Source organism: Nonomuraea jabiensis, assembly GCF_014204795.1.
Lineage (GTDB): Bacteria > Actinomycetota > Actinomycetes > Streptosporangiales > Streptosporangiaceae > Nonomuraea > Nonomuraea jabiensis.
In genome coordinates this window covers 2,565,727-2,592,135 of the sequence record NZ_JACHMB010000001.1, presented here as the reverse complement: position 1 = coordinate 2,592,135, position 26,409 = coordinate 2,565,727, and the positions used below count along the sequence as shown (strand labels likewise).

Here is a 26,409-nt window from a genome sequence, read left to right as displayed (position 1 = left end):
CCTGCTTGTGAATCGCCTGTGAGCTGCGGCCCGGCACTTATCCAATACATAAGGTGAGCACAGGGGTTTCTCAGATTGGCTCGGCAGGTTGATTGGCGAGGGAAGACCTTCGGGGGCTGAATTCAGATGTTCGGCCAGGTCTGTCCCGGATCGGATCCATATCTAATGCGCTTCTCCAAGCCTTTCGCCGTGACCCTCGCCAGCGCCGCTCTGCTGACGCTCCCCCTGTCGGGCGCCGCCTTCGCCGACGCCAGGCCGCAGCCGACGGCCACCGTCAGGGCCCCGCAGCCGGCGGCTACCGTCAAGGCCCCGCAGCCGGCAGCCACCGTCAGGGCCCCGCAGCCGACGCGCTCGAACCCCGCCACGCCCACCGTGACCCAGGACCAGCTCGCCAAGGGCCGCGACGAGGCTGGCAGGTTCGCGCTGAAGGTCTCCGTCGCCCCTGAGCGGGTGCGCGCCGGCGACTCGTACGACGTGACGATCGCCGCCAAGGGCCTGCGCTCGGGCACGGCCGTCGTGACCAGCCCCGAGGGCAAGACCTACCGCGTGGCGCTCTCCGACGGCAAGGCCACCAAGACCCTGACCGTGCCGTCCAAGGCCAAGCCCGGCAGCCAGACCGTGACCGTCAAGATCGGCAACAAGACCGCCACGGCCTCCTTCGACGTGGTGACCCCCCGCCCGCAGCGCCACCACGACCACGACGGCAAGTAGTAGGTGGGCCAGGGCCACCCACCCCGAAACAAAGGGCTTCGCCGGGGGCGCTTCGCGCAAGGGCTCAGACGTCCTTATTGAGGCGCCTCCGGCGCACCCCCCGCGCCTCCGGCGCCATCGTCCCCACCCGTTGACCGGTTGGACAGTGGGCCGTCTGCTGCCCACCCCGGACCGGCTCGCCTTCGGAGAATTCGTGGGCCGGGGAGCATGGGGTGACCAGCCGCACCCATGAGCCCCGTCGGTACGAAGAGCCTCGCCTGCGCGCCTGGTGACATTGGGCCTGCCGGGCGGTGGACCTGTCTGATGCTGCTAGTGGTAGCACTTCATTTCTCGCGACAAATCAGGCTCAGGCTGCGGGAGCACGTGGACTGATTCGCACCTCCAGCTCGGCATCCAGAGCCCTGGCCAGTCGCTCGAGGATCGGCAGCGTCGGCACGGTGCCTCCTCCTTCAAAACGGGCCACTGCCGACTGCGTCATGTCAGCCGCACGAGCCAGCTCACTCTGGCTCCACCCACGAGATTCCCGCATCTGTCGTACTGCCCGACCGAGTTCAAAAGCGAGACGAGCCGCATCGTATGCCTCGGCCGCCCCGGGCTCGGACAGTCGTCGGTCACGGAGATCAGCCCAATCGGTCCGCTCGGTCATCACCACTCCTCGTCCACCGAGTGCGCCTCGTCCTTGCAACGGGACAACGCCCGCCGCGCCCGGTCCACTTCTCGATCTTCCCTCATTCGCGTTTTGTGGAAAACGGTCAGGAGGATGATCCGCCGATCCGGAGCGATCCAGTAGCTGATCCGCATCGTCAGATCATCAAGGTAGAACCGCAGTTCGCGCAGCTTGCCATCGAGCTGTCGCGTGTACGGCTCTCCCAGCAGCGGGCCTTCGGCCGCCAGCAGATCGATGTAGAAAGCCGCTCGCGCGAACGACTCTGCCGAGAGCTTCTCCAGCCACTCCCGAACTTCCGGTTCCACCTCTACGCTACCCCAGACCATAGCAACGATGCTATGACCAGCAGGACTCCTCGATCACGCGATCGCAGAATCTGACCACTCAAAGTGATTTCGCAACTATCCATGGCTACTCCTGCGAACAGAAGAGGCAGAGGCTAGAGCGTTCTTCGGCACATGGCGGCTACGGATGGCCTGGGGCCTGGGTTCAATCAACGTGGGGATGCCTCTGCTCTAGGTAGTCGTTGAGCTGCCGCCACTGCGTGGGGTGAATGTCCAGCAAGTGCAGTTCGCCCGGCTCAACCCACCGCACATCGCTTGCCTCGTCGTTGGCCTCCGGCTGACCGACGACCGGGCGGGCGATCAGCATGACCTCGTACTCCTGGCGGATCTCGCCGTCCGTGTAGGCGACGATGTGACCGGGGTCGGAGTAGATCCCAAGGATGCCCACCGGCTCGACCAAGACACCGGTCTCCTCCTCGGTTTCCCGCACGGCGCACTGTGAGGGCGTCTCACCGATCTCCATCTTGCCCATCGGCAACGCCCACTGGCCCGTGTCGCGACGGCACTGCATGAGGATGCGCCCTGCGTCGTCCACGGTGACCGTCCCGCAGGCCGGTACGAGACTGTTCGCCTTGGGTGCCCTCGGGTCGTTCCAGTACTCAACTCGTCCCATGAGGTGCCTCTCAGATCTTCGCGCCGGACCACGGAACGGCTCCGGCCCAGACGCGCTCGAACGACGACATGTAGTGCTCGGTCATCGTCCCGCCATCGAGACGGCGGAAGTGGAAGGTCGGGTTGGCCGAGGCCGGTTCTCCGTATACGTGTGGATTGACCAGGACGTCATCGTCATAGCGGAACAGTGAGGCGTACAGCGTGGTGGAGTGCAGACGGACCTCGCAGCCATCCAACTCGGGCAGCGCCCGGTAGTAGGTCAGGGAAGAGCGGATCTTGGCGGCCAGCGTCCCGCCCAACCCTTCTTCGCGATCGCGGGTCTCGACAGACTGGGCGGTGGGATCTCCGAAGCACAGCCTGATTCTGATTGCGACACCGCGTTGCGCAGCCTCGGCCAATGATCGAGCGATCTTCGGCTGCGTCTGGGCGTAGAACGTCCCTGAGAAGACCAAGACGTCCACCCGCTCCTGAGCGTCCGTCAGGAACCGTAGCCACAGCTCACGAGGCACGCTGGCTCGGTCGGGAAAGACCTCCACGAGTTCCGACCTGTTCGCCCGGCCTCGGCGCGCTTGACTGCTCTCCAGCACGTCAGGCCACAGGTACGTCTCGTCAGCGGTCAGCAGCTTCGCCGCTGCCCACCTGTGCCGCCGGTGCGGGACCCGACCTGTGTTGATCCAGCGCTCGACCGTCTTGGGCTCGACGCCACACGTCTCGGCCAGGTCTTCCAGGGCTACACCATGGCGGAGCATCGCTGTGCGTAGGCGCTCATTCACGCATTCCAGTGGACGTTAACGTCCGGGACGTTGCAAGGCCGTCTCGGGACGTTTCTCGGTGACTCAACACGTCCCGACACCGGGCTGCGGCGAAGTTCAAAGGTCCCGCCCACCTGGCTTCACTTGGCCGTACTGGCACTGAAGTCACCGGAGGTAGGTGGATGTATCCACAGCATGCGCTGCCCGGCCCGCAGGTCGTCACGTCACTGGACGCGGCCCAGCAGTTGCAGCGGAAGTTAATCCACCTGAACATCCCCAGCGACGTGCACGACGGTTACGGCATCGCACTCGTCTCCGTCTGTGTGGGACTCCTCGTCTGGTGCTGCCATGACGCCTTCTGGTGGCATACGGGCTGGGAGCCGGGCCGAAAGCGCGCCGTCTATGCCTGGCACCCGCTCCCGGAGCCAGGCAGAGCCAGCCGCACGGCGTATCGCTATGCGTTACACGGAGCTGCGCAGGGCGCATCCGCACTCGCCGTTGGTCGCAGGGGTGCAACCATGGACGTGACCCTGCAGCACCTGCTCAGCAGGTTCCCCGGATGGCAGATCACAGACATGGCCGACGGCTGGGTCGCGATCCGCACCCACTTGGTACGTAGCGATAGCGGGCTCGCCAACGTCCGCTCCGGAGCGACTTTGGAGGAACTGGCCAAGAACTTTCAAGCCGAGTGCAGGGCCTCCAGTCCCGAAACTCTGGTAGCGGCGCGGCAGCAGGTTCTTCTTGTGTATCTTGGGCGCCGCGTCTGGGCCGAGACGTCGAGAGTCGTCGACCGCCGGTGCCGTGAATACGACGTCGGATACGTTTACTCGTCGTCCGGGATGGCGGCCAGCGATTCGCGGGTGTGCCCGAAAGTGGCCAGCACCTCATCGAGCGAGACCCGCTCCCCCGTGTCGGTCCCCGACCGAGCAAGCACCAGCGCCAGATCCCGCAGGTCGGCCGCCGCCGCCTCCAACTCGTTGAGCCGGCGGATGCTCACCACGGCCGCCACCGGCTGATGCCGGCGGGTGACCACCAGATCGGTCCCCTGCTCCGCCTCGGCCACCAGGCGGGCAACCCCTCGCCGGGCCGCCTCGGCAACGCTCAACTCAGTGGCGTCGTGCAGGGCAGTCACGCATCAACTGTAACCGCGCCGGTCCCCGGCCGCCGCCATCTGATCCACCCACGAAGCGGCAGCGGCTCGACCACCAAGGCTTGGACAAAGTGGTCAGGACGGTCGGGGCGGAGCGGTGCTTGATCGCGTGACCAGCTCCGTCGGCAGCTCGATCCGGCCCGGGCCGCCGTCGGTGAGCAATGCCGTCAGTGCCGCCGCGCCCAGCTCGGGCCAGGGCTGGCGGACCGTGGTGAGGGCCGGTGTGACGTGGGCGGCGGCCCAGGAGTCGTCGAAGCCGATCACGCTCACGTCGTCGGGCACGCGGAGCCCGTGCTCGCCCAGCGCCTGGTACACCCCGACGGCCATGGAGTCGGAGCAGGCGAAGACGGCGGTCGGCGGGTGGGGGAGGGAGGCGAGCAGGCGGCGGGTGGCTCGCAGGGCGTCGTCCTGCTGGAAGTAGCCGCACACCTCCCACCGGGGGTCGGCCCGGAGCCCGGCGGCGGCCATGGCCTGGCGGTGGCCGGCCAGCCGGTCGGCCGCGCACGGGACCCCCGGGCGGCCCGTGACGACGGCGATTCGCGAGTGGCCGAGGGCGATCAGGTGCTCGGTGGCCGCCCGCGCGCCGTCCACGTTGGCCGAGGCGACGGCGGGCAGGCCGGCCGGCGGCTTGCGGCGCGGGTCGACGATCACCGCGGGGATCCCCCGGTCGGCGAGCCAGGCCCGCTGCGCGGCGGTCGGCGACGTGCGCACGAGCAGGACGCCGGCGCTGTCGCGGGCGCCGATCCGGTCCAGCCATGCGGGCGGTGGCTGGCCGTGCTTGGTGCGGTCGCACACGGCCGAGACCACCAGGTCGACGCCTGCCCGCCAGGCCGCGTCCTCCACCCCGCCGAGGATCGCCAGCGCGTACGGCGAGTCGAGGGCCTGCAGCATGACATCCACCATGCTTCCCCGCGCGGGCCTGACCCGCTGCCTGGGGTAGCCGCGCCGCTCCAGCACCTCGGCGACCAGCCGGCGGGTGTGGGCGGAGACGTCGGAGCGGCCGTTGAGAGCTTTGGAAACGGTTGCAACGGACACGCCAGCCTCGCGGGCGATCACGGCCAGTTTGGGTAACTGCTGGGGCTGGTCCTCGACCGTCATGACCCCCACTCTCCCCGCCGCGCCCGGGAACCGCCAGGCCAGCGCCCCGAAAATTTCGAAATTCGGCCATGACGGCCTGCTCCCGGCCACCTCCGGCATCCGGGCCATTTGACGGCACGTACGTGCGGGTGCGACGTTTCCTGCAACCGATTGCAGCAGGTGCCGCCAAGGAGTGAGGGATGACGACCTACCGCAACCCCGTGCTGAACGCCGACTGGTCCGACCCCGACGTGATCCGCGTCGGCGCGGACTTCTACCTGACCGCCTCCACGTTCACCAAGGTCCCGGGCCTGCCGATCCTGCACTCGCGCGACCTGGTCAACTGGACGATCATCGGGCACGCCGTGACGAGCGGCTATGACGACGTGCGGCCGGGTTGCGGAGTGTGGGCGCCCTCGCTGCGCCACCACGACGGACGGTTCTGGATCTTCTACGGCGACCCCGACGTGGGGATCCACGTGGTGAGCGCGGAGGACCCGCGGGGTCCGTGGACCGCGCCGCACGTGGTCAAGCCGGGCGCCGGGCTCATCGACCCGTGCCCGCTGTGGGACGACGACGGCCAGGCGTACCTGGTGCATGCCTGGGCCAAGAGCCGGGCCGGCGTCAACAACCGGCTCACCCTGCACCGCATGTCGCCGGACGCCCGCGAGGTGCTGGACGAGGGCACGCTGATCATCGACGCCGACCTGCTGCCCGGCTACCGGACGCTGGAGGGGCCCAAGCTCTACAAGCGCGACGGCACGTACTGGATCTTCGCCCCGGCGGGCGGGGTGGAGCAGGGCTGGCAGTCGGTGTTCCGGGCGCACTCGATCTTCGGCCCGTACGAGGACCGGATCGTGCTGGAGCAGGGCGGCACCGACGTGAACGGGCCGCACCAGGGCGGCTGGGTGGACACCCCGTCGGGCGAGCACTGGTTCATGCACTTCCAGGACCGCGGCGCCTACGGCAGGGTCGTGCACCTGCAGCCCATGGCCTGGGAGGACGGCTGGCCGGTCATGGGCGCGGACGGCGAGCCGGTGCCCGGCGGCCGCGTGCCCGTCCCCGGCGGCACGCCGGCCGAGCCCGCCACCTCCGACGACTTCGCCGGGCCCGGGCTCGGCCTGCAGTGGAGCTGGCAGGCCAACCCCGACCCCGCCTGGTGGGAGCTGCGGGACGGCACCCTCCGCCTGGCCTGCGTACCGGGGCCGGAGGACCTCAGGGAGCGCCCGTCCGTGCTCGGGCAGCGGCTGCCCGGCGACCCGTGTACGGTCACCACCGGCCTCACCCTGGACGGCGAGGGCCGGGCGGGACTGGTCGTGCTCGGGTTCACCTACGCCTACGTCGGGCTGGAGCGCACGGCGGGCGGCACCGTCCTGGTGTGCGGAGACATGGAGCCCGTGCCCGTGAAGGACGGCACGCGCGTCACCGTCGGCGCGCGGATCGGGGAGGGGGCGCTGGTCACGTTCCTGGCGGACGCCGGCGACGGGCTGCGCGAGGTCGGCGCTCCCTTCCAGGCCACGCAGAGCCGGTGGGTGGGGGCGGTGGTGGGCCTGTTCGCGGCGGGGGACGGCGCGGGGCAGGCGGTTTTCGACGCGTTCACCGTGGACATCGAGAGGTAGCCCAGGGCCCCTGGAGAGTAATCGAATGACTACGTCTGGTTACCATAGATGGGACATATGCGCATCGAATGGTGCGGATCACTCCAGGGGGGCTGGACATGACTGATGACACCCGGGCCGACAGAGCGGGGCTGGACACGGCGGCGGTGGGCGGCGAGGAGGTGCTGCTGCACAGCCAGGACGACCCGGTGGCCGCCGCCGCGGTGGACGCGGCCGTCGAGAGCGAGCTGCTGGACGAGCCGTCCGTACGGGAGGCCGTCGAGGTCGAGTGGTCGGCGGCCAAGCGGGAGAGCGGGCGCCAGGTCGCCGGGCTGCCGCCCCAGGCCCAGGACCGCGTACGGCGGCTCCAGAGCGAGCTCGGCACCATGGGCGCGGAGGTCTGGCCGGTCTCCCGGTGGTGGGGTTTCGAGATCCACCTCAACGAGAGCGCCGCGTTGCTGGCCGCCGAGATCCCGCAGCTCGTCGGCGAGACCGCGGCCACCGTGCTGGGCTCCTGGCTCGCCCCGCTCATCGAGCGGCAGGTGCGCGCCAAGGCCGACTGGATCACCTCGGTCGCCCGGCCGTACGGCGTGAAGCTGGTCTCGCCGTGGGTCGCGCCCGCCATGCTGGTGCCGGCCCGCGAGGACCGGCGCGACGGCGAGCGGCTGTACTGGACGGTCCACGAGCCCGGCGAGGGGTGGACCCCGGACCAGACGTTCGTCGAGCACTTCGACGTGTCGAGCCCGGCCCTCGCGGAGTTCCAGGACGGGCTGGTCCTCGTCCACCGCGGCAAGGTCGACGATCCCAGCCTGTGGTGGACGGTCTACGACGCCCAGGACGGGTGGAGCGCGGACCGAAGGCTGCCGGCGCACGTCAGCGACTCGGCCCCGGCGCTGGCGGCGTACGACGGGCGGCTCTACTGCGTGCACCGCGGCGACGGCGACGACAACCTGTGGTGGACGCGGTGGGACGGCTCCACCTGGAGCCCCGACGCCAAGCTGCCCGAGCACCCCAGCGCCTCCGCCCCCGCGCTGGCCACGTTCGACGGGCAGCTCTACTGCGTGCACGCGGGCACCGACTCCACCCTCTGGTGGACGCGGTGGGACGGCTCCTCGTGGAGCCCCTGCACGCAGCTGCCCGACCACGCCTGCCGGTCCAACCCGGCGCTGGCGGTCTGGCGGGGCCACCTCTACTGCGTGCACACCGGCAAGGACTCCAGCCTGTGGTGGACGCGCTGGGACGGCTCCGCCTGGACGCCCGACCAGAAGCTGACCATGCACCTGGCCGCCGAGGGCCCCGCCCTGACCGTCTACAAGGACCGCCTCTACTGCGTCCACCGCGGCGCCACGGACCAGCGCCTGTGGTGGACGGTCTTCGACGGCTCCTCCTGGAGCGCCGACGAGCGGCTGCCCGGCCACCACAGCGCCGAGGCCCCGGCCGCGATCGCCTACCGCGACCGGAACGCCACCCGCGACCAGCTCCTGGTCGTGCACCGCAGCACCCGCTAGACGTGAAGAGGCGTCGGCTCGCCCGCGAGCCGGCGCCTCGCCGCGCGGCTACCAGCCGGCGAGCTGCTCCAGGAACCAGTCGATCAGCACCTCGGAGACGTTGCCGTGCTCGGTGTTGGCCGTGTCGCAGCAGAACGCGTCCAGGAATGTCTCGTCCTTCGGCAGCTCGGTGAGGTCCCTGTACAGGTCGGTCTGCCAGTGGTACGGGTCCCTGGCCAGGGCGATGGCGCTGACCGCGGGCACGAAGCAGCTGTGGCGGAACCGCTCCTGGACGGGCAGCCCGATCGCGTCGGCCACCCTGCCCCACGAGTCGAGCGTGCCGCCCGGCGCCCCGTCGAACGCGGCCACGTGCGAGGTGGCGCTCGTCCACGTCGGAGCCCCGAACTTGACCGTGCCGACGTTCTGCAGCTGGCCCATGTCCGGCTGGATCCTGGCCGTGAGCTGCAGCGGGTCGTAGTGCAGGTCGAACACCGGCGTGCCCGGCGGCAGGTCGCGCCCCGTGCCGTCGCCGACCCCGTTGGCCAGCCCCAGCTTGTACGGCCGGATCGGGAACCAGCCGACCCGGCGCAGATCGTCCAGGAACTCCGTGCGCAGCGGGCTGGCGGTGGTCACGGGGCCCGAGTAGTCCTCGTTCTCGACCCAGGCCCACAGGAGCTGCTGCGCGGCCGGGCTGCGGATCAGCTCGGCCTGCCCGGGGCCGTTCGCGTTCGGCTCCAGCGATTCGTGCAGGTAGGCGAGCTGCTGGAGCACCAGCGGGATCCAGGCGCCGAGGTGCGGTGTGTCGAAGGAGAAGTACTTGTCGGTCTGGTGGTCGGCGCCCTCGGTCTCCATGCGCGCCAGCGCGTACCTGGTGACCATGCCGCCCATGCTGACGCCGCCGACGACGAGCGGGAGGTCGCCCTGCCGCTCCTGGATGGCGCGCTGGACGCAGGTGACCGCCACGGCGGCGTTGGCCTGGAGGTACGTCTGGCGCTGGTCGAAGCCCAGGAGGATGACGTCGATGCCCATGGTCCGGAGCTGGTCCAGGAACCCGGGGCTGCGCTCGCTGTTGAAGTGGGCCCACAACGCGTCCAGGTCGCTGGGCCCGTAACCGAAGCCGTCGGCGAGGATCAGCGGCCGGGTCAGCGCGGTGTGCCCGTCGGCGAGATGGATCGCGGCCCGCCCGGTGGCCGTGCGCCCCAGGTGCGGCTTGTCGCCCACCAGCTCCCAGACGCGGTCGGGCCTGGGCGCCTCGCTCACGCCGGGATGCGGGGTCGCGAACCAGATCCCCTGCTCGCCGAGCGCGTCCGAGATCCGCTCGGACTGCTCCTCTGTCAGGCTGTTCCTGACCGACTGGGCTCTGCTCTCGACGTCGATTCTCGGCTCGTGCACCATGTCGATCCTCTCGCTAGGTGGGCCACTGACCACACCATATGGTCACTCTGCATGATTGACCGCGTACCCGAAGTGGGTGGCGCGTCCGGTCAATCCGCGGGTGGCCGGAGATCGACGGTGAGCGCGCCGGCCTCCGACCGGACCTCGGTGCCGAGGTCGGCGCAGGCGGCGGTGAACCGGGCCCGGATCCAGCGGGTCTCCAGGTCGTTCGCGATCCTGGTACGGCAGTAGTCCAGCGCGATGGGGACGGCGCGCAGCCGTACCGGGCCCCGCTCGTCCAGGGTGACCAGGAAGATCAGGCCGAGGTCGTTGCGGAGCTCGGGGTCCACGATGTAGTCGTCGATGAGGTCGCCCAGGTCGTACAGGACCGGTCCGGCCACCCCGTGGAAGACGTGCGCGGAATGCCCGGCCACCAGGGACGCGCCGGCCTTCACCAGGGCCCGGGCGGCGCGGCGGACGTGCGTGACGGGCTTGGAGGTCATGTTCGGGCCCCAGTGGACGCAGACCAGGACGAGGCCGGCGGCCAGGCTCCCGATCGTGCTCGTGAGCCGGTCCGGCACCCCGGAGCCGAGGTCGGCGTACGCGACGCCGGGCCTGCGCTCGGTGGCCGCGAACTCGGGGGGATGGTCGGTGACGCCCAGCACCGCCAGGCGGAGGTCCCCCACCTTCAGCTCGGCGGGCTCCCAGGCCCGGGCCAGGTCGGCGCCCGCGCCCACGGTGCGGATCCCGGCCGCCGCCAGGTGGTCGAGGGTGTCGAGGAGGGCCTCGTGGCCGTAGTCGAGGGCGTGGTTGTTGGCCAGCGTGACCGCGTGCACGCCCAGCTCCGCCAGCATCGCCGCGGCCTGGGGCGGGGCGCGGAAGTGGAACGCCTTGCGCATCGGGTCCCAGCGCCGGCCGCGGTCCGAGACGCAGCATTCGAGGTTGAACAGGACCAGATCGGCCCGGGAGAGCGCCGAGCGCACGCCGGTGTCGAAGAAGTCGGCCGGGTCGGCGCTCAGCCTCAGCCGCTCGGCCACGCCGCGGCCGAGCATGGTGTCGCCCGCGAGCGCCAGCGTGACCGTGGGGAGGGCGGATTCCCCGGCGCCCGGCGTGGTCCCCGTTCCGTCGGTCATGTCCACCCAGCTTCCCCGTCCGATGGCTTCGACACGCCCTCTGACCTGCGACGGAACCGTTCACGACGGAAGATTGCGGGTAAGGGATGAATTTGGGGGAGGGGGACGACGGTGTCCCTCACGTCACGGAGGTGAGAAAGCAGTGGCTTTGCCGATAAGGCGCAATCGCGGAGCGATGCAGGCGGGTGTTCCCTGGCAGAGGCGGTCCTGGGATCCCTTCACCGAGTTCGAGCAGCTGTGGGACCAGATGGGGCGGCTCTTCGAGCAGGGCGCGGAGGGCGACATGGCCGCCTGGCGGCCGGTGGCGGAGACCGAGGAGACCCCGGACGCCTACATCGTCCGGGCGGAGCTGCCCGGCCTGAAGCGGGAGGACATCAACGTCGAGGTCAACGACAGCGAGCTGTGCGTGTCCGGGGAGATCAGCGAGGAGGACAAGGGCCAGATGCTGCGCCGGCGCACCGGACGGTTCGTCTACCGGACGATCCTGCCGAGCGACGCCGACACCGAGCACATCGGCGGCGAGCTGGCGGACGGCATCCTGACCGTGCGCGTTCCCAAGACCGAGAAGGGCCGCGCCCGCCGCATCGAGATCAAGGGCTGACACCGGGGAGGCGCATGGCCGGCACGCAGGCGTTCTGGATCGGCGCCGCGCGAGGGCGCGACGGCGCGGAGCCGGGCAGCGCGCAGGAGCGCTACGGCGAGGAGCTGCGCAGGTGGCGGCATGCCTTCGAAGCCGTGGACGGCGAGCCGGCCGCGGGCGGCGTCACGCTGGACCCGCTGCACTTCGCGCTGGGCGCGTGGGAGGTGGCCACGCGCCCGGTGGCGGAGCACGCCTACGTGCGCCGCCACCCGCGGGTGCTGGACGCGACCTGCCACCGCCCGGAGGAGGCGCCGGGCCTGCTGGCGGTGGTCGAGCTGGCCGCCCCGCTCTCGTTCCCGCTGCCGCGGGGCTGGTCGAGCTGGCAGCGCCAGGAGCCCACGTACGTGCCGCCGCCGTACGAGCGGCCGACCGCGCTGAGCACGCTGGAGCTGCGCGTTCCGCTGCCGGTCGGGCGCCTGCCGACGCCCACCCACGCCCGGGCCGCGGGCCTGCCGAACCTCGACGACGCCCAGGCCTCGCTCGAAGCGCTCCTGGCCGAGCTGAACGCCGTGGTCAACCCGTTCCTGCACGAGCTGGAGGAAGCCGATCCGGCGAGGTGATCCAGGATGAACAGACGCGACAAGGATCCGGAGGACGAGTTCTTCGCTCCCGTGCTGCGCGAGCCGCCGCCTCCCGAGGAGATCACCTCCTCCGGCGTGGTGAGCGACACCGGCGTGCCCGACGTGCACGGAGGCGGCCACGGCGAGTGGCCGCAGGCGCCGCCGCCGTCGAGCTGGCTCGGCGTGCGCCTGCTGGCGGGCGCGCTCGGGCTGCTGGTGGGGGTGGTCCTGGCCGTGCTGGCGCTGCTGGCCGCGCGGCCGCTGCTCGCCGTACCGCCTGCCCTGGTGGCGCTGGGGGCCGGCGTGTACCTGGTGACGTTCGGGGTGCGGCGCTCGCACGCCGACGGCGGCCCCCCGACGTTCGGATGACCGCCGTCCGGGTAAGCGCCCAGCTTGAAGTCAGTCGGGGCAGAGGAGCCGAGATGTCTCTCATCGATCTTGAATGCGTCCGCCAGCTGCTGCAGTCGGAGCACCCCGACGCCACGTTGGTGTTCGTCCGGGGTGACTGCGTGGTCCTGCCGGCCGATGAGGTGGACGACGCGCACAAGGGCCTGGTCATCGCCAGCCGTGACGAGCTCGCGGCCCGGCTGCCGGAGGGCGGCCTGAGCGAGGAGGCCATGGAGGAGCTGGCCATCAGGCTGGACAACATCGCCCGCGACCTGGGCGCTTAACCCGCTATTTCCCGCTCTCCAGGTAGTGCAGGACGGCCGCCACGCGCCGGTCCGTCCGGTCGGTCGGCGCCAGGTCGAGCTTGGCGAAGATGCTGCGGATGTGCTTGTGCACGGCGCCGTCGGTGACGAACAGCCGCTCGGCGATCGCGGCGTTGCCCAGGCCCTCGGCCATCAGGGCCAGCACGTCGCGCTCGCGCGGGCTGAGCCGGTCGAGCCGGTTGTCGGGCCTGCTGCGGGCCAGCAGCTGCGCGACGACCTCCGGGTCGATGGCCGTGCCCCCCTCGGCCACGCGGTGCAGCGCTCCCATGAACTCCTCGACCCGCCCCACCCGCTCCTTGAGCAGGTAACCCAGCCGGGCGCTGCCGTGGGCGAGCAGGTCGGTGGCGAACGCCTGCTCCACGTACGCCGACAGCACGAGCACGGCCAGCTCCGGTTGCCGCCGCCGGGCCTCGACGGCCGCGACGATGCCCTCGTCGGTGTGGGTCGGGGGCATCCGGACGTCCACGATGGCGACGTCCGGCTCGTGGGCGTCGATCGCGGTCAGGAAGCCGTCCGGGTCGGGCGCGGTGGCCACGACGTCCAGCGACTCCGCCCGCAGCAGCAGCGCGAGCCCTTCGCGCAGGAGCGGGTCGTCCTCGGCGATCACAATCCGCATGGGAGGCTCACATTCATGGTGGTAGGTCCGCCTTCTGGGCTGGTCAGCGCGAAGGTCCCGTCCAGGGCCTCGGCCCGGCGGCGGATCCCGGCCAGCCCCGAGCCGCGCCGCTCGTCCGCTCCACCGCGGCCGTCGTCGGTGATCTGGAGGTCCAGCCGGTCGTCGTGCCGTCGGATCGTGACGGTGGCGTGCCGCGCCTGGCTGTACTTGGCGATGTTGGTGAGCCCCTCGGCCACCACGAAGTAGGCCGTGGCCTCGACGGACGCGGCGCACCTGCCGGGCAGGTCGACGTCGATCCGGCAGGGGACGGGGCAACTGGCGGCCAGGCCGGTCAGCGCGTCGGCGAGGCTGCGGTCCGTCAGCACCGGGGGCAGGATGCTGCGCGAGACCGCGCGGAGCTCGGCCAGCGCCTGCTCGGCGGCGTCCTGCGCGCGTTCGAGCATGGCGTCGGCGGTGGCCGGGTCGCGGGCCAGCGCGCGGCGGGCGGCGCCGAGCATGACGTTGACGGCGACGAGCCGGTTCTGCGTGCCGTCGTGCAGCGATCTCTCGATCCGCCGCAGCTCGGCGGCGTGCGCGTCGAGCGCCTCCGCGCGGGTCGCGGTGAGCTGGGCGACCCGCAGCGCCAGGTCGGTGCCGGGGTCGGCGGCCAGCAGCCGCCGCCCCGGCCAGGCCTGCAGGCGCGCCATGCCGGGGACGAGGGCCAGGGTCAGCGCGATCCAGCCCACGCTCAGCGCGCCGACCGCGAGGGCGCTCGGGAGGTCGTGCACCACCCAGAGGTCCACGCCCGCCCCGTCCGGCATCAGCCGCCACCACAGCGGGAACGTCAGGTCGCGTACCGCGCTGAGCGGCAGCGTCATGCCGAGCGCCCCGAGCAGCAGCCCGAAGGACGCGTGGACCAGCGCCCAGCACAGCTCGCGCCGGCTCGCCGGGTTCGTGATCGCGGCTCGCAGCTCGGACGGGACCGGGTCGGGACTGATGACGACGTCCGGCCCCCAGCGGGACAGCCGCCCCCGCTCCCGGTCGGCGACGGCGCGCAGCACGTGCAGAGCGGTGGGCACCAGGAACAGGCCCACGCCGAGGAGGCAGGCCAGCGCGGTGACGGCCACGGCGAACACGGCCAGGATCGCCAGGATGGCGGTGCCGACGCCGCCGACGAGGTGTTCGAGGGCGTCGAGGGTGGCGCGGGTCCGGGCCGCCACGTCCCACCGGCGTAAGGGCCCGGGGTCGGGAGTCGGCATCCTCAGACCCTAGGGCATCTCCCCGGACAAGGCCGCGATACCGGACGAACAGTACAGCCTGCTGTACCTCGGGCTGTCTCACTGGCGGGATCGCCCGTGGCGCCGGCGATCCGTAGCGTCTCGGGGTGTCACCCGATCTCGTGAGGAGCACCCGATGGCCCCCGTCCGTATCCCCCGCCCCCTGCTGTGGCTGCTGCTGGCGATCTTCGCGGTCGCCAACATGGTCACCTCCACCTCCGACCTCAACATGTTCGTCGGCATCGGGTTCGGCCTGGCCACGCTGGCCTGCGCGGCCGCGCTGATCCAGCAGCACTACGCGCGGCGGCGCGACTGAGCGGGGGATCCGTCCTCGCTCTTGAGAGGGAGCCGTGGAATCGCCCTTACCGGCGATGCCCGGGGACCCCCGCGACGCCGAGGATCGTCCCCATGAACTCCCGTACCGCCTTCATCGCCGCGCCCCTGCTCGTGCTCGCCTACGGCGTGATCCGGATCCTCGACGGCCTCGACGGCAGCCGGGGCCCCGGCATCGCGTGGACCACCGGCCACCTCGCCTTCATGGCGGCACTCGTCCTGTTCGTCCCCATCTTCTGGCAAATGCGGCGGATGGCCGGGGGGAACGCCCTGGCCACCGCGAGCGCGGCGGCCGGGACCGCCGGCGTCGTGGCGCTGCTCGCCCAGTTCGGCATCGACATCGTGGTCGGGTTCATGTCCGCCGACAACGAGGCGATGGGCGTGCTGTTCGACCGGGTCCAGAGCGTCCCCGGCGTCTCGACCGTCGTCTACGACGTCGTCCCCCTCCTGTTCTTCGCCGGCCAGCTCGCCCTCGTCGTGCAGCTCGCGGCGCTGCGCCGGGTCAGGGTGTGGACGCCCGTCCTGGTCCTGGTCGACCTCGTCCTGCCGTTCATCGACAAGGACCTCATCCCGCTCGGCGCCCTCTGCCTGCTGGTCTCGTTCGTCCCGCTTGCCCGCCAGGTCCCGGCGACGTCCAGGCCCGCCGCCGCGCTCGCATGACGTACGAGGCAAGATGGGATGCTGTGTCCGATCTACGGTTCTTTGCGGCGGTTCGCCGGTGGTCGAGCTCGCTGCCGCAGATCTGGCTGGACGCCGCGCTCGCGCTGCTGGTGCTGGTCGTGCAGCTGTGGCCGCTGTTCTCCCGCGAGAACCCGTACGGCGGGCCCTGGCACTGGTGGGGCTACGCGGTCGTGGTCGCCGCCGCGGTGCCGCTGATCTGGCGGCGCCGGGCGCCGGTGACCGTCCTGGTGGCCAGCCTCGTCACGACCGCCCTCTACGACGCCGTGGACGAGGTGGCCGCGCAGCCCATCTGGTACGGCTCGCTCATGGCGCTCTACACCGTGGCCGCCTACTCCGCCAGATGGACCCGCCTGCTCATGCTGGCCTTCACGATCGCCGGCGGCCTGCTCATCGTCGGCTCGTCCGAGACGGCGATGCGCGGCATCGTGCTCTTCGCCGCCGCCTACGCCATCGGCCGGGCCGCCGCCGTCTCCCGCGCCCACGCCGCCGCGCTCGAGGAACGCGCCGTCCAGCTGGCCCGCGAGCGCCAGGCCGAGGCCGAGCGGGCCGCCGAACGCGAGCGGGCCAGGATCGCCCGCGACATGCACGACATCCTGGCCCACGCGGTCAGCCTCATGGTCGTCCAGGCCGAGGCCGGACCGGTGGTGGTCAGGAGCGACCCGGCCAGGGCGGAGGCCGTCTTCGACGCGATCGCCGCCGCGGGACGCGACGCCATGGTCCAGCTCCGCCGGATGCTGAGCGTGCTCAAGGAGGAGGAGGGCCCGCGGGCGCCGCAGCCGACGATCGCCGCGCTCACCACCCTGGCCGAACAGGTCAGGGCCACCGGCCTCGCCGTGACATACTCCACCTCCGGCGAGCCGGGGCCGCTGACCCCCGACACGGAGATCGCCGCATACCGGATCACCCAGGAAGCCCTCACCAACATCGTCAAGCACGCCGGCGCGGCCCGTGCCGACATCAGACTCACCTGGCAGGACGACACCCTCATGATCGACATCGCCGACGACGGCCGCGGCTCCGGATCTTCGCTCCCCTCGGGCGGCAACGGCCTGATCGGCATCCGCGAGCGGGCCGCGGCCTGCGGCGGCACCGCCGACTTCGGCCGCCGCGCCGACGGGCCGGGCTTCCGGGTCCTCGTACGCCTCCCGCTGGCCGGCCGGGCGGTGGCGGCGTGAGCGTGCGCGTGGTGGTCGCGGACGACCAGGAGCTCGTACGCGCCGGGTTCAGCATGATCCTCGACGCCCAGCCGGACATCGAGGTCGTCGCCGAGGCGGGAGACGGGGAGCAGGCCGTCGCGGCCGTCCGCGCGCACGGTCCCGACCTGCTGCTGCTCGACATCCGCATGCCCGTCATGGACGGCATCGAGGCGGCCAGGATCGTGTGCGCGGAGAGCGGCTGCCGCGTCCTCATGCTGACCACGTTCGACCTGGACGACTACGTCTACGACGCGCTGCGCGCGGGGGCGAGCGGGTTCCTGCTGAAGGACGTCCGCCGCGACGACCTCATCCACGCCGTACGGGTGGTGGCGGCCGGGGAGTCGCTGCTCGCGCCGTCGGTCACCACGAAGCTGATCGCCGAGTTCACCGCCAGGACGGTCGCCCGTCCGGCCGTGCCGCCGACGGAGCGGCTGGGCGTGCTCACGGCCCGCGAGCAGGAGACGCTGCGCATGATCGCCCGTGGCCTGTCCAACGCGGAGATCGCGCAGGCCATGGTGGTCAGCGAGCACACCGTGAAGACCCACGTCAGCAACGTGCTGACCAAGCTGGGGCTGCGGGACCGGGTGCAGGCGGTGATCGCCGCCTACGAGGGCGGCCTCATCGTCCCCGGGGCGGGATGATCAGGCTAGCGTATGCGTCGGATCCTCAGGGGTCGCATCCTCAGGGGTCGCATCCTCAGGGAAGGAGAACGCACTTGCTGGGCGCTCACGTGCATGCCTATCTCAGGTCGATGGCGGGGGACCGGGCGGTCCGGTGCGGGCCGTTCACGATCAAGTTCGACGAGCACGACGACGCGCTCCCGTTCAACTACGCCGTTCCCGACGACGACGCCGCGCCCACGGCGGACGAGGTCGCCGCGCTGATCGAGGCGTTCCGCGCGCGGGCCAGGACGCCCCGCCTGGAATACGTGCCGCAGGTGTCCCCAAAGGTGGAGGACGCCCTGCTCGCGGCCGGGTTCGCCCAGGAGGGGCGCTACCCGCTGCTGGTGTGCCCGCCGGCGGAGGTGGTGGAGCGGCCTGTGGACGTACCGGTGGCGCTCGTGACCGAGGACGCCGACCTCTGGCAGGTCGCTCGGGTGATGAACGAGGCGTTCGACGCGCCGGAGCCCACCGAGCACGACATCGCGCGGTTCCGGCGGGTCCTCGACGGCGGCGGCCTGATCGCGGCCGCCTTCGACGCCGGGCAGGCCGTCGGCGCCGGGCAGCTCGGCCGCCCGCACGGCGGGGTCGCCGAGGTCGCGGGCATCGCGGTGCTGCCCTCGCACCGGCGGCGCGGCATCGCGGGCGCGGTCACGGCGCTGCTGACCCGCGAGGGCGCGGGCGCCGGGGTCACGACCCCGTTCCTCACCCCGGCCGACGACGGCGCCGCGCGGGTCTACGCCCGCGTCGGCTACCGCAAGGTCGGCGAGGCCCTCTACATCTCGCTCCGCTGAGGCCCCTGCGCTCAGGTCGAGGCGTTCCGGACCGCCGCAAGCTCGTCGCCGCGACGGTGATCGTCCACATTCCGCGCCCGGGCGCGGCTCCCGCGTCCACGCCCACGTCCGGATCGAGCACGCCGAGGAGCGGCATGGGCGCGGTGCGCGGGAGACGGGCTACTTCTTCTCCTCCATCGTCACGGTCACGGTGGCGGTCTTGCCGTCCCGCTGGTACGTGACCGGCACCTGCTGGCCGACCTTGAACCCGCGGACCTGGCCCACCACCGTGTCGCCGCCGGAGACCGCCGTCTCGCCAATCTTGGTGATCAGGTCCCCCTGCTTCAGCCCGGCCTTCTCGGCCGGGCTGCCGGCGCTCACCTGGCGGATCAGCGCGCCGGGCACGTCGCCGGTGGCGTCGGTGACGCTCACCCCGAGGAAGGCGTGGGTCACCTTGCCCTTGCTGATGAGCTGCTCGGAGACCTGCTTGGCGGTGTTCACGGGGATCGCGAAGCCGAGGTTGACGCCGTCGGCGGCGACCGCGCTGTTGATGCCGACCAGCTCGCCGGCCGCGTTCACCAGGGCGCCGCCGGAGTTGCCCGGGTTGATCGCCGCGTCCGTCTGGATCATGCCGCCGAGCGTGGTCGGCTCCTCCGCCTGGCTCTGCTGCTGCCCGCCCCAGCCCGGCGGGAGCTGCTGGTCGCCCCGGCCGCCGCCACCGGCGGTCACGGTACGGTCGAGCGCGCTGATGATGCCCGACGTCACCGTCCCGTCCAGGCCCAGGGGGCTGCCGAGGGCCAGTACGTCGTCCCCGACCTTGAGCTGGTCGCTGTCGCCCAGCGTGACCTTGGCCAGCCCCGACACGCCCTCGGCCCGGATGACGGCGAGGTCGGTGGCCGGGTCGGTGCCGACCACGGTGGCCTTGGCCGTCTTGCCGTCGCTGAACTTCACCGTCAGCTGCTTGCCCTGCCCGCTCACCACGTGGTTGTTGGTGAGGATCAGCCCGTCCTCCGACAGCACCACGCCGGAGCCCTCCGCGGACTGCCCCTGGATCATCACGACCGACGGCTGCACCTTCTCCGCCACCTGCGCGACCGTGAGCTGGCCGGAGGCCGTACGGAAGACCGGGCTCGCCACCGTCTTGGTGACCGTCGGGACCGGCTGCCCGGCGCCGGCGACGTAGGCGCCGACGGCGCCACCCCCGAGCGCGGTCGCCGCCAGCGCCGCGAACGCCGCCAGCGCCAGCCCGGCGACCGCCTTGCGCGTGAGCATGAACCCGGCCCGTGGCCGCTGCGGCGGCGGAGGAGGCGGCAGCACCGGTCCGGGCCGGGTGAAGGTCCCGGTGGCAGGCGGCTTGTCACCGAACTGGCTCCAGCCGCCGGCGCTGTCCTCGCGAGGCGTGTTCGCGTCCATGTCATCTCCTAGAGTCCCGATGACACCAGCGTGACGAACGGCGGGTAAGTCCTGCTTAAGCCCAAGATCCCCGCGCCCGGCGCACCCTGACACCCGCCTTATCGCCGCAGGCCGCGACGGCCCCGCCACGGGCGCAACAGCCCGAAAAATCTGTCCGGCCATCGCCGCGATGCCCGAGGTCAGCATGGCGATCACCGACTCGAACAGCTCGTCGGGCGGCTCCGCGGCCGCCTCCCCGGCCAGGCGCCGTAGGTGCGGCACTCCGCCGACGCCGGAGGCCCCGTCCAGCCCGCCCGGTTGCGAACGCCCTTCTCTTGTGCGTACAGTGTTCGCATAACGAGGACGACGTACTCGCGGCCTGGGAGGGTCTGATGCAAGCACGCGATTCGCGCCGCTGGCTGATCTTGGTGGTGCTGTGTCTCAGCACGCTCGTGCTGGTGGTCGACAACATGGTGCTCTCGGTGGCGATCCCGCCGCTGACCGCCGACCTGGGCGCGAGCGCGCAGGACATCCAGTGGATCCTGGACTCGTACATCCTGGTCTTCGCCGGCTTGCTGCTGACGGCGGGCAGCCTGTCCGACCGGTTCGGCAGGCGCAGGGTGATGGTCATCGGGCTGGCCCTGTTCGGGGTGGCCTCGCTGGCGGCCGCCTACGCCGCCGATCCGGTGACGCTGATCGCCGCCCGCACCGTGATGGGCATCGGCGGCGCGCTCATCATGCCGAGCACCCTGTCGATCCTGATCACCGTGTTCGACGAGCAGGAGAGGCGCAAGGCGATGGCCGCCTGGAGCGCGGTCGCCATGGTCGGCCTGGTCGGCGGGCCGGTGCTGGGCGGCGCGCTGATCGCCTGGTTCTGGTGGGGCGCCGTGTTCCTGATCAACGTGCCGATCGCGGCGCTGGCCATCGTCGCCTCGCTGGTGCTCATGCCCGAGTCCAAGGGCCCGCAGACCAGGCCCGACCCCCTCGGAGCCGTACTGTCGGTGGCCGGCATGTCGGCGCTGGTCTGGACGATCATCGAGCTGCCGCACGGCCTGTCCGTGCCCGCGCTGGCCGTGGCGGTCGTGGCGCTCGCCGGGTTCGTGCTCTGGGAGCTGCGTACGCCGCACCCCATGGTCCCGCTCCGCCTGTTCCGCAACCGCACCTTCAGCGGCGGCAGCTTCTCGCTCACCCTGGTCCAGATCGGCAACGGCGGCCTGCTGCTGGTGCTCACCCAGTACCTGCAGTACGTCCTCGGCTACACGCCCACCGAATCGGGCCTGGCCTTCATCCCGATGGCCGTCGCCTCCCTGGCCTGCAACACCCTGGGCGCGACCCTCGGCGCGCGGCTCGGCAACCGTCCGCTGATCGTCACCGGGTTCGTCGTGAGCGCCGGCGGATTCGCCCTGCTGAGCACCCTCGACGCGTCGAGCGGCCTGGCCACCGCGGCCGTGGCGCTGCTCCTCATGGGCGCCGGCGGCGGGCTGGCCATGCCCGCCGCGGTCTCCGCCCTCATGGGCACGATCCCGGCCGAGCACGCCGGCGTCGGCTCGGCGCTGAACGACACCATCCAGCAGGCCGGCGCCGCCCTCGGCATCGCCGTCCTGGGCAGCGTACTCGCCAGTTCCTACACCGCGGCCATGCCCGCGACCGCGCCGGCGGCGGCCCGCCTCTCGATCGGGAGCGCGCTCGGCCTCGGCGACGCCGGGATCGCGGCCGCCGCCCGCGAGGCCTTCACCACGGCCATGTCGTCCGCCTTCCTCATCAGCGCCGCCGGCGTGGTGGCGGCCGCCGTACTGGCCCTGCTGGTGATGCCCAAGAAGACCGCCTCGATCTAAGGAGAAAAGACCATGAACCTGAACTGGAACGCCACGGGCGACTGGGGCACGGTGGACTCGACCGGCCGCAGCTTCTACGTCGATCACTGGCAGCGGCGGCTCGACGAGCTGTGCGCCGCCCACCACGTGCCCGGCGCGACCCTGGCCGTGCTGACCGGCGGCAACATCCACGAGCTGGCCACCGGCGTGCTGAACCGAGCGACCGGCGTGCCGGTGACCCCCGACTCGGTGTTCCTGTCCGGCTCGATCGCCAAGGTCCACACCGCGACGCTGGTCATGCGGCTCGTCGGCGAGGGCCGGCTGGACCTGGACGCCCGGGTGGTGGACGTGCTGCCGGAGTTCGCCACTCCGGACGAGGAGGCCACCAAGGTGATCACCGTCCGGCAGCTGCTCAGCCACACCGGCGGGGTCACCAACGACTTCAACCACGACTCCGGCCGGGGCGACGACTGCCTGGCCAAGTACGTCGAGGCTGCCCGGGGCGTGCCCCTGGACTGCCGGCCCGGCACGGCCGTCTCCTACGGGAGCCTCGGCTACGTCGTGCTCGGCCGCCTCGTCGAGGTGCTGACCGGCAAGACCTGGGACCAGGCGCTGCGGGACATGGTGTTCACGCCGCTCGGGCTCGAACGCTCCATGACGCTGCCGGAGGAGGCGCTCCGGTTCCGCGTGGCGATGAGCCACCTGGGAGAGCCGGGCCAGGACCCCGACCCGGCGCCCGTCTGGGACATGATGCCGCGCTCGGCCGGCCCGTACGGGCGGATCATCACCTCTTCCGGCGACCTGGTCCGCTTCGCCCAGATGCACCTGGCCGGCGGCCTGGCCCCCGACGGCACGCGCGTGATGCCCGCCGACGCGGTGGCGGCCATGCAGCGGCGCGAGGTGGACGTCCCGGACAAGTGGACCGTCAGCGCGGACGGCTGGGGCCTGGGCTGGACCCTCTACGACTGGGACGGCGTCCCCGGCTACGGCCACGACGGCGCCGCCATCGGCCAGTACGCCTACCTGCGCGTCGTCCCGCAGGCCGGCGTGGCCGTCGCCCTCATGACCAACGGGGGCGGGGCGCGGCAGGTGTACGCGGCCCTGTTCCGCGAGCTGCTGGCGGAGCTGGCCGGGGTACGCATGCCGGACCCGTTCGGCCCGCCGGCGGAGCCGATCTCGGTGGACATGACGCCGTTCGTGGGCACGTACAAGCGGGAGGGCGTCGTCATCACGATCAGCCCGAGCCGGATCCGGTACGAGTTCGTCGACGGCATGAAGGACCTGTCGCCGCCGCTGGAGGCCGATCTGACCCCGGTCTCGGAGACGGTGTTCGCGGCCTCGGGCATCGGGGCGTCGTTCAGCGAGGACTACATGCCCGTCGTCTTCTCGACCCTGCCCGACGGGACCCCGGTGTGCTACGTCGGGATGCGCGCCACACCAAAGGTCTCCGGCTGAGTCCGGCCCGCCCTCACAAACGGCCAGGCCCGGCAACACCGCCGGGCCTTTTGCCATGGGCCCCGCTCACCACCGCCGCCCGCTGCGTCCGGCTGGCCGACGCCCGCTGCACCCGGCCGCCCGACGCCCCCGCTGCACCCGGCCGCCCAACGCCCACTTCGCTCGGCTGGGCGACGGCAGCTGCGCCTGGCCGATGCCCGCGGGGCCCGGTCGACCGACGGCAAGTGGGCCCGACCGGCTGGCGGCAGGCGCACCCGGCTGACCGGCTGCAGGCGTGTCCGGATGGCCGACGGCGCTGCGAAGCGTCGGGCGGCCTGCGATCGGGGTCCTGCCGCTGAGCCGCTGCCACGGGCCCGCCTGCCACGGGCCCGCCTGCCACGGGCCCGCCTGCCACGGGCCCGCCTGCCACGGGCCCGCCTGCCACGGGCCCGCCTGCAGTGGGCCCCATACCGCCGGGCCGCCTGACGCCGGGCCTCATGGCGTCAGGTCGTTTGCCGTTGGGGTCCGGGTCGTCGGGCGGGGGTGGGGAACGTCGTGGGGTTAGACGCGGAGGAGGGAGGGCCAGGTTTTCGGGCCGACGACGCCGTCCGCGCCGATCCCCTCCGCCTGCTGGAAGCCGCGGACCAGCTCGACGAGCCCCGGGTCGCAGCGGGTGGACTTGAGCCAGTCCTCCAGCCCGACCTGCGCGTAGGCGGACGCGGGCACCCGGCCCCGGGCGAACAGGCAGCCTCTGACGGTTTTGACGTCAAAGTTGTCGTCGCCCGGCCGGATCATAGGCAGTTGGTTCACGATCTCCTCCGTCCAGGATGGCTCAGGCGCGGGGGCGCCCTGGATGAGGGCGGCGACGGCCGCCCGGAAGTCGTTCATGTCGATGGAGTGGGGGTCCGGCTTGGAGGTGTTGACCTCCCGGTGCGCCTTCACGCGCGAGGCGGGCAGCCCGAACTCGCGGCACAGCTCCGCGCACAGCCGGATGTAGGCGTCCTTCTGGACGTCGGGCCAGGGCTGGGTGCCGTCGTTCTCGGCCTCGATGCCGAGGGAGGCGGAGTTGGTGTGCATCGTCGACGTCGAAGGGGCGTTGTGCCAGCAGCGGCCGGCGGCGATGACGTAGATGTGGCCGGATCTGCCGAGCCCGAACTGGGACAGCGGCCCGTCGAGGCCGGGGCGGCCGTCGCGGACCACCGCGAGCGACGGGTAGTCGCCGCCGCCGGCGGGACCGGCGGTGTGGTGGCACACGATGCCCTGCACCTGGGGCTGCGGCCCGTGGCCGCGGGTCTGCCATCCGGCCACTTCGGTCACGGGGAATCCGGTGCGGCGGGCGACGTCGGCCAGCTGTGTCAGGTATGGCATGGGGGACCTCCCTCAAGCTTTTCGATGAGTCTCGCAACCGCCGATTAACGAAAAGTAGTCATGTGATTGCTATATGTGATCACAGCAGGGTAAGGGGGTGATCGTTGCGCTGGGCGGGGTTTCGCGCGGCCACGGCACCGTCGCGCGGGCGATGGGCGGGGAGACGTCGTCGCTGGTCAGACGTCCTGTAGGAATCCATCGCCGGCTGCTGCGGGCGGTGACGGGGTGGATGACTACGGCTTCCATGGTGAGGCGAGGGCGGATGCTGACGGATCATTAGCATGCCCTACTTGCCCACGATCGAGGGAATCGAACGGGGAGGCGCGACGCCGGAGCTCAGCCCGAGGCGGCCCGCCAAGGCTCCGGTACGGTGGCCGCGTAGGCGACCTCGCGAGCCCCCGCGAACGCGGCCAGCTCGGCCACCGCCTCCCCGACGGCCCGCACGGAGATTTCGTCGCCCGGGAAGCCGGGCTCCGGGAACAGGCCCTCGATCTCCAGCACCTGCTTGCGCCGGTCGAGGCGGGGCACGAGCCGCCCGATGAGCCGCTCGCCGTGCAGGATCGGCATGATGTAGTAGCCGTAGCGCCGCTTGTGCTTGGGCACGTACATCTCCGTACGGAACTCGAAGCCCCACAGCCGCTCGGTGCGCGCCCGATCGCAGATGAGGTTGTCGAACGGCGACAGCAGCGTGGTGCGCGGCTGCCACTCGCGCTCCAGCAGCCCGAGGACGTCACGGTGCACGTGCCAGCGCTCGGTGCCGTCCTCGACCTCGGCGGGCACCACGCGGCCGGAGCGCTGGAGCTCCTCCAGGATCTCGGGGAGCTCGGGGTAGCGGTCGCGGATGAAGTGGCGCTCGATGTCGGCGACGCGGGCCACGCCGAGGGCGCGCAGCGCGTGCTCGGCCGCCAGCGACACCGCCTCCCGGCGGGGCAGCGGCGGGGCGTCGACCCACGCGGGCAGCCAGCGCTCGGCCAGGTCCCAGTGGCGCGTGCGGCCCGCCCGGGCCGCGACCATGATGCTGCCCTGGAACCACAGGAAGTCGAGCATCCGCTCGACGCTGCGGCCGTTGGTCCACCCGCTCGACTGCCAGGGCACGCTCGTGAGGTCGTCGAACGCCCCCGGCGGCAGCGGCCCGGCCGTGCGTAAGCGGTCGAGGACGTGCTGCCGCAGCCCGTCGTTGGCCTCGATCCAGCCGCGGACCCGCTGGGCGTAGGGGGACTCGCCCTTGGCGTGGCCGCGCATCATGACGTGGTGGATCGGATAGTCCTCCGCCAGCACGATCGAGGCGGCGTGCGCCCAGTATTCGAAGAGCCAGCGCTCCTGCCACAGCAGCGTGTCGAGGTCGGCGCGGTCGTAGTCGCCGAGCCTGCTCCAGAGCACCAGGAAGTGGCTGCGGGCCACCGCGTCGATCGGGTCGAGCTGCAGGCACCGCAGCGTGCGCAGCACCTGCCGCAGCCCGTCGAGGCCGCCGCCGGGGCGCGGGCCGGCCAGGTGCTGGCACGTCACGGCCAGGCGTCGCGCGCTCTCCAGGCTGAGGGCCAGCGGGTTCGGCATGCCGGCAGTTTACTCGAAAACACGTTCGTACGGGACGCGCTCAGGCCATCTTCGACAGCGTCTCGGCGCCCATGGCGACCAGCGTCACGGCCACCGAGACCACGCCCACGACGAGGAACGGAACGACCTTGGAAGCGGCGCTGCGCCACATCGCATATTCCTGCACGAACCTGGAGCAGACCGCGACGCAGCCGAGGACGCCCGTCACGATCACGCCGGTGCTGCTCGTCCCCCCGACCATGCCGGCGACCAGGAAGAAGTAGATCAGCTCGAAGGCGGCCAGCGTGAGCGCCGTGACCGGTCCCCACTCCCGCCACACCGAGCGGCGCTGCGCGGCGGCCGTCCCGGCCTGGCGCGCGATCCGCCGCCGCTGCCGCCGGGTCAGGCGCCGGCGCTCCTCCGGAGGCGCCGGCACGAACCTGCCCGCGTGCCGCCGGACGCGCCTTCCCAGTCGCCGCTCGATCGTGCCCATGTCCGCCTTCCCCCGGGGCTCCACGTGCTGATGAGAAAACGAATCG

Annotated in this window: 28 protein-coding genes; 14 read left to right on the top strand and 14 right to left on the bottom strand. The window is 71.8% G+C overall.

What is annotated here, in order from left to right:
- Positions 1-189: 189 nt before the first annotated feature.
- Entirely contained in the window at positions 190-711 is a 522-nt protein-coding gene (locus HD596_RS11280; protein WP_185069210.1) for a superantigen-like protein SSL4, read from the top strand.
- 346 nt (positions 712-1,057) lie between these two features.
- On the opposite strand, the gene HD596_RS11275 is transcribed toward HD596_RS11280, so the two are convergent.
- The 6 genes from HD596_RS11275 to HD596_RS11250 form a co-directional block, all read right to left on the bottom strand.
- The gene (locus HD596_RS11275) at positions 1,058-1,357 is read right to left on the bottom strand and encodes a helix-turn-helix domain-containing protein (protein WP_185069209.1); all 300 of its coding nucleotides are present in this window, start codon (positions 1,355-1,357) and stop codon (positions 1,058-1,060) included.
- Positions 1,357-1,704: a type II toxin-antitoxin system RelE/ParE family toxin gene (locus HD596_RS11270; RefSeq protein WP_185069208.1), complete on the bottom strand. Its 348-nt coding sequence runs from the start codon at positions 1,702-1,704 to the stop codon at positions 1,357-1,359. Before HD596_RS11270 ends, HD596_RS11275 begins: the two co-directional genes overlap by 1 nt.
- Before the next feature lie 163 nt (positions 1,705-1,867).
- Positions 1,868-2,335, bottom strand: a complete 468-nt coding sequence (locus tag HD596_RS11265) for an NUDIX hydrolase (RefSeq protein WP_185069207.1) — start codon at positions 2,333-2,335, stop codon at positions 1,868-1,870.
- Between the two features lie 10 nt (positions 2,336-2,345).
- Complete coding sequence (locus tag HD596_RS11260) at positions 2,346-3,107, bottom strand: DUF5919 domain-containing protein (RefSeq protein WP_185069206.1); 762 nt, start codon at positions 3,105-3,107, stop codon at positions 2,346-2,348.
- Positions 3,108-3,909: 802 nt separating this feature from the next.
- The gene (locus HD596_RS11255; protein ID WP_185069205.1) at positions 3,910-4,218 is read right to left on the bottom strand and encodes a type II toxin-antitoxin system prevent-host-death family antitoxin; all 309 of its coding nucleotides are present in this window, start codon (positions 4,216-4,218) and stop codon (positions 3,910-3,912) included.
- A 93-nt stretch (positions 4,219-4,311) separates the two neighbouring features.
- On the bottom strand, positions 4,312-5,334 hold the full coding sequence (locus HD596_RS11250; RefSeq protein WP_185069204.1) for a LacI family DNA-binding transcriptional regulator: 1,023 nt from the start codon (positions 5,332-5,334) through the stop codon (positions 4,312-4,314).
- A 179-nt stretch (positions 5,335-5,513) separates the two neighbouring features.
- On the opposite strand from HD596_RS11250, the gene HD596_RS11245 reads away from it, so the two are divergent.
- Positions 5,514-6,932 carry a glycoside hydrolase family 43 protein gene (locus HD596_RS11245; RefSeq protein ID WP_185069203.1) on the top strand — a complete coding sequence of 473 codons (1,419 nt, stop codon included), beginning with the start codon at positions 5,514-5,516 and terminating at the stop codon, positions 6,930-6,932.
- A gap of 98 nt (positions 6,933-7,030) precedes the next feature.
- Complete coding sequence (locus HD596_RS11240) at positions 7,031-8,419, top strand: PLL family lectin (RefSeq protein WP_185069202.1); 1,389 nt, start codon at positions 7,031-7,033, stop codon at positions 8,417-8,419.
- A 48-nt stretch (positions 8,420-8,467) separates the two neighbouring features.
- Here HD596_RS11240 and HD596_RS11235 read toward each other — a convergent pair whose 3' ends face one another.
- A complete protein-coding gene (locus HD596_RS11235) occupies positions 8,468-9,793 on the bottom strand; it encodes a lipase family protein (RefSeq protein WP_185069201.1) in 1,326 nt (441 codons plus the stop codon).
- Between the two features lie 89 nt (positions 9,794-9,882).
- Positions 9,883-10,905: a CapA family protein gene (locus HD596_RS11230; RefSeq protein ID WP_185069200.1), complete on the bottom strand. Its 1,023-nt coding sequence runs from the start codon at positions 10,903-10,905 to the stop codon at positions 9,883-9,885.
- A gap of 175 nt (positions 10,906-11,080) precedes the next feature.
- On the opposite strand from HD596_RS11230, the gene HD596_RS11225 reads away from it, so the two are divergent.
- Genes HD596_RS11225 through HD596_RS11210 form a run of 4 tightly spaced genes read left to right on the top strand, consistent with a single transcriptional unit; the run spans position 11,081 to position 12,776 of the window.
- Complete coding sequence (locus tag HD596_RS11225) at positions 11,081-11,506, top strand: Hsp20/alpha crystallin family protein (protein WP_185069199.1); 426 nt, start codon at positions 11,081-11,083, stop codon at positions 11,504-11,506.
- Positions 11,507-11,520: 14 nt separating this feature from the next.
- Positions 11,521-12,105 (top strand): hypothetical protein, encoded by a 585-nt coding sequence (locus tag HD596_RS11220; RefSeq protein WP_185069198.1) that lies wholly within the window; start codon positions 11,521-11,523, stop codon positions 12,103-12,105.
- A 6-nt stretch (positions 12,106-12,111) separates the two neighbouring features.
- Complete coding sequence (locus tag HD596_RS11215) at positions 12,112-12,474, top strand: hypothetical protein (RefSeq protein ID WP_185069197.1); 363 nt, start codon at positions 12,112-12,114, stop codon at positions 12,472-12,474.
- 53 nt (positions 12,475-12,527) lie between these two features.
- Positions 12,528-12,776 (top strand): hypothetical protein, encoded by a 249-nt coding sequence (locus HD596_RS11210; RefSeq protein ID WP_185069196.1) that lies wholly within the window; start codon positions 12,528-12,530, stop codon positions 12,774-12,776.
- Between the two features lie 4 nt (positions 12,777-12,780).
- Here the strand turns inward: HD596_RS11210 and HD596_RS11205 are convergent, their stop codons facing one another.
- Both HD596_RS11205 and HD596_RS11200 read right to left on the bottom strand, forming a co-directional pair.
- Entirely contained in the window at positions 12,781-13,431 is a 651-nt protein-coding gene (locus HD596_RS11205; protein WP_185069195.1) for a response regulator, read from the bottom strand.
- The gene (locus HD596_RS11200) at positions 13,419-14,669 is read right to left on the bottom strand and encodes a sensor histidine kinase (protein WP_185069194.1); all 1,251 of its coding nucleotides are present in this window, start codon (positions 14,667-14,669) and stop codon (positions 13,419-13,421) included. Before HD596_RS11200 ends, HD596_RS11205 begins: the two co-directional genes overlap by 13 nt.
- A 154-nt stretch (positions 14,670-14,823) precedes the next feature.
- On the opposite strand from HD596_RS11200, the gene HD596_RS11195 reads away from it, so the two are divergent.
- The 5 genes from HD596_RS11195 (at position 14,824) to HD596_RS63675 (ending at position 18,350) form a co-directional block, all read left to right on the top strand.
- Entirely contained in the window at positions 14,824-15,003 is a 180-nt protein-coding gene (locus HD596_RS11195; protein ID WP_185069193.1) for a hypothetical protein, read from the top strand.
- 92 nt (positions 15,004-15,095) lie between these two features.
- A complete protein-coding gene (locus tag HD596_RS11190; protein WP_185069192.1) occupies positions 15,096-15,680 on the top strand; it encodes a hypothetical protein in 585 nt (194 codons plus the stop codon).
- Positions 15,681-15,703: 23 nt separating this feature from the next.
- On the top strand, positions 15,704-16,876 hold the full coding sequence (locus HD596_RS11185) for a sensor histidine kinase (RefSeq protein WP_313043597.1): 1,173 nt from the start codon (positions 15,704-15,706) through the stop codon (positions 16,874-16,876).
- Complete coding sequence (locus tag HD596_RS11180; protein WP_185069190.1) at positions 16,873-17,538, top strand: response regulator; 666 nt, start codon at positions 16,873-16,875, stop codon at positions 17,536-17,538. Before HD596_RS11185 ends, HD596_RS11180 begins: the two co-directional genes overlap by 4 nt.
- A gap of 74 nt (positions 17,539-17,612) precedes the next feature.
- The gene (locus tag HD596_RS63675) at positions 17,613-18,350 is read left to right on the top strand and encodes a GNAT family N-acetyltransferase (RefSeq protein ID WP_221519283.1); all 738 of its coding nucleotides are present in this window, start codon (positions 17,613-17,615) and stop codon (positions 18,348-18,350) included.
- A gap of 159 nt (positions 18,351-18,509) precedes the next feature.
- On the opposite strand, the gene HD596_RS11170 is transcribed toward HD596_RS63675, so the two are convergent.
- Positions 18,510-19,742 carry a S1C family serine protease gene (locus HD596_RS11170; protein ID WP_185069189.1) on the bottom strand — a complete coding sequence of 411 codons (1,233 nt, stop codon included), beginning with the start codon at positions 19,740-19,742 and terminating at the stop codon, positions 18,510-18,512.
- Positions 19,743-20,113: 371 nt separating this feature from the next.
- On the opposite strand from HD596_RS11170, the gene HD596_RS11165 reads away from it, so the two are divergent.
- Together HD596_RS11165 and HD596_RS11160 are read left to right on the top strand one after the other, a co-directional pair.
- Positions 20,114-21,556, top strand: a complete 1,443-nt coding sequence (locus tag HD596_RS11165; protein ID WP_185069188.1) for an MFS transporter — start codon at positions 20,114-20,116, stop codon at positions 21,554-21,556.
- A gap of 12 nt (positions 21,557-21,568) precedes the next feature.
- The gene (locus HD596_RS11160; RefSeq protein WP_185069187.1) at positions 21,569-22,990 is read left to right on the top strand and encodes a serine hydrolase domain-containing protein; all 1,422 of its coding nucleotides are present in this window, start codon (positions 21,569-21,571) and stop codon (positions 22,988-22,990) included.
- A gap of 540 nt (positions 22,991-23,530) precedes the next feature.
- On the opposite strand, the gene HD596_RS11155 is transcribed toward HD596_RS11160, so the two are convergent.
- The 3 genes from HD596_RS11155 to HD596_RS11145 all read right to left on the bottom strand — a co-directional run bounded on the left by HD596_RS11155 (position 23,531) and on the right by HD596_RS11145 (position 26,363).
- Positions 23,531-24,337, bottom strand: coding sequence for a peptidoglycan recognition protein family protein (locus tag HD596_RS11155; RefSeq protein ID WP_185069186.1), 807 nt, complete (start codon positions 24,335-24,337; stop codon positions 23,531-23,533).
- Positions 24,338-24,673: 336 nt separating this feature from the next.
- A complete protein-coding gene (locus HD596_RS11150) occupies positions 24,674-25,891 on the bottom strand; it encodes a winged helix-turn-helix domain-containing protein (protein WP_185069185.1) in 1,218 nt (405 codons plus the stop codon).
- Between the two features lie 40 nt (positions 25,892-25,931).
- Positions 25,932-26,363 carry a hypothetical protein gene (locus HD596_RS11145; RefSeq protein ID WP_185069184.1) on the bottom strand — a complete coding sequence of 144 codons (432 nt, stop codon included), beginning with the start codon at positions 26,361-26,363 and terminating at the stop codon, positions 25,932-25,934.
- Positions 26,364-26,409: the final 46 nt, after the last annotated feature.

Excerpts from the sequence above, each read along its gene's own strand:
- HD596_RS11165 (WP_185069188.1), top strand. The coding sequence starts at position 20,114 with ATGCAAGCACGCGATTCGCGCCGCTGGCTGATCTTGGTGGTGCTGTGT.
- HD596_RS11270 (WP_185069208.1), bottom strand. The coding sequence starts at position 1,704 with ATGGTCTGGGGTAGCGTAGAGGTGGAACCGGAAGTTCGGGAGTGGCTG.
- HD596_RS11235 (WP_185069201.1), bottom strand. The coding sequence starts at position 9,793 with ATGGTGCACGAGCCGAGAATCGACGTCGAGAGCAGAGCCCAGTCGGTC.
- HD596_RS11215 (WP_185069197.1), top strand. The coding sequence starts at position 12,112 with ATGAACAGACGCGACAAGGATCCGGAGGACGAGTTCTTCGCTCCCGTG.
- HD596_RS11240 (WP_185069202.1), top strand. The coding sequence starts at position 7,031 with ATGACTGATGACACCCGGGCCGACAGAGCGGGGCTGGACACGGCGGCG.
- HD596_RS11265 (WP_185069207.1), bottom strand. The coding sequence starts at position 2,335 with ATGGGACGAGTTGAGTACTGGAACGACCCGAGGGCACCCAAGGCGAAC.
- HD596_RS11275 (WP_185069209.1), bottom strand. The coding sequence starts at position 1,357 with ATGACCGAGCGGACCGATTGGGCTGATCTCCGTGACCGACGACTGTCC.
- HD596_RS11205 (WP_185069195.1), bottom strand. The coding sequence starts at position 13,431 with ATGCGGATTGTGATCGCCGAGGACGACCCGCTCCTGCGCGAAGGGCTC.
- HD596_RS11160 (WP_185069187.1), top strand. The coding sequence starts at position 21,569 with ATGAACCTGAACTGGAACGCCACGGGCGACTGGGGCACGGTGGACTCG.
- HD596_RS11195 (WP_185069193.1), top strand. The coding sequence starts at position 14,824 with ATGGCCCCCGTCCGTATCCCCCGCCCCCTGCTGTGGCTGCTGCTGGCG.
- HD596_RS11245 (WP_185069203.1), top strand. The coding sequence starts at position 5,514 with ATGACGACCTACCGCAACCCCGTGCTGAACGCCGACTGGTCCGACCCC.
- HD596_RS11250 (WP_185069204.1), bottom strand. The coding sequence starts at position 5,334 with ATGACGGTCGAGGACCAGCCCCAGCAGTTACCCAAACTGGCCGTGATC.
- HD596_RS11230 (WP_185069200.1), bottom strand. The coding sequence starts at position 10,905 with ATGACCGACGGAACGGGGACCACGCCGGGCGCCGGGGAATCCGCCCTC.
- HD596_RS11150 (WP_185069185.1), bottom strand. The coding sequence starts at position 25,891 with ATGCCGAACCCGCTGGCCCTCAGCCTGGAGAGCGCGCGACGCCTGGCC.
- HD596_RS11225 (WP_185069199.1), top strand. The coding sequence starts at position 11,081 with ATGCAGGCGGGTGTTCCCTGGCAGAGGCGGTCCTGGGATCCCTTCACC.
- HD596_RS11190 (WP_185069192.1), top strand. The coding sequence starts at position 15,096 with ATGAACTCCCGTACCGCCTTCATCGCCGCGCCCCTGCTCGTGCTCGCC.
- HD596_RS11170 (WP_185069189.1), bottom strand. The coding sequence starts at position 19,742 with ATGGACGCGAACACGCCTCGCGAGGACAGCGCCGGCGGCTGGAGCCAG.
- HD596_RS11155 (WP_185069186.1), bottom strand. The coding sequence starts at position 24,337 with ATGCCATACCTGACACAGCTGGCCGACGTCGCCCGCCGCACCGGATTC.
- HD596_RS11220 (WP_185069198.1), top strand. The coding sequence starts at position 11,521 with ATGGCCGGCACGCAGGCGTTCTGGATCGGCGCCGCGCGAGGGCGCGAC.
- HD596_RS11200 (WP_185069194.1), bottom strand. The coding sequence starts at position 14,669 with ATGCCGACTCCCGACCCCGGGCCCTTACGCCGGTGGGACGTGGCGGCC.
- HD596_RS11145 (WP_185069184.1), bottom strand. The coding sequence starts at position 26,363 with ATGGGCACGATCGAGCGGCGACTGGGAAGGCGCGTCCGGCGGCACGCG.
- HD596_RS11210 (WP_185069196.1), top strand. The coding sequence starts at position 12,528 with ATGTCTCTCATCGATCTTGAATGCGTCCGCCAGCTGCTGCAGTCGGAG.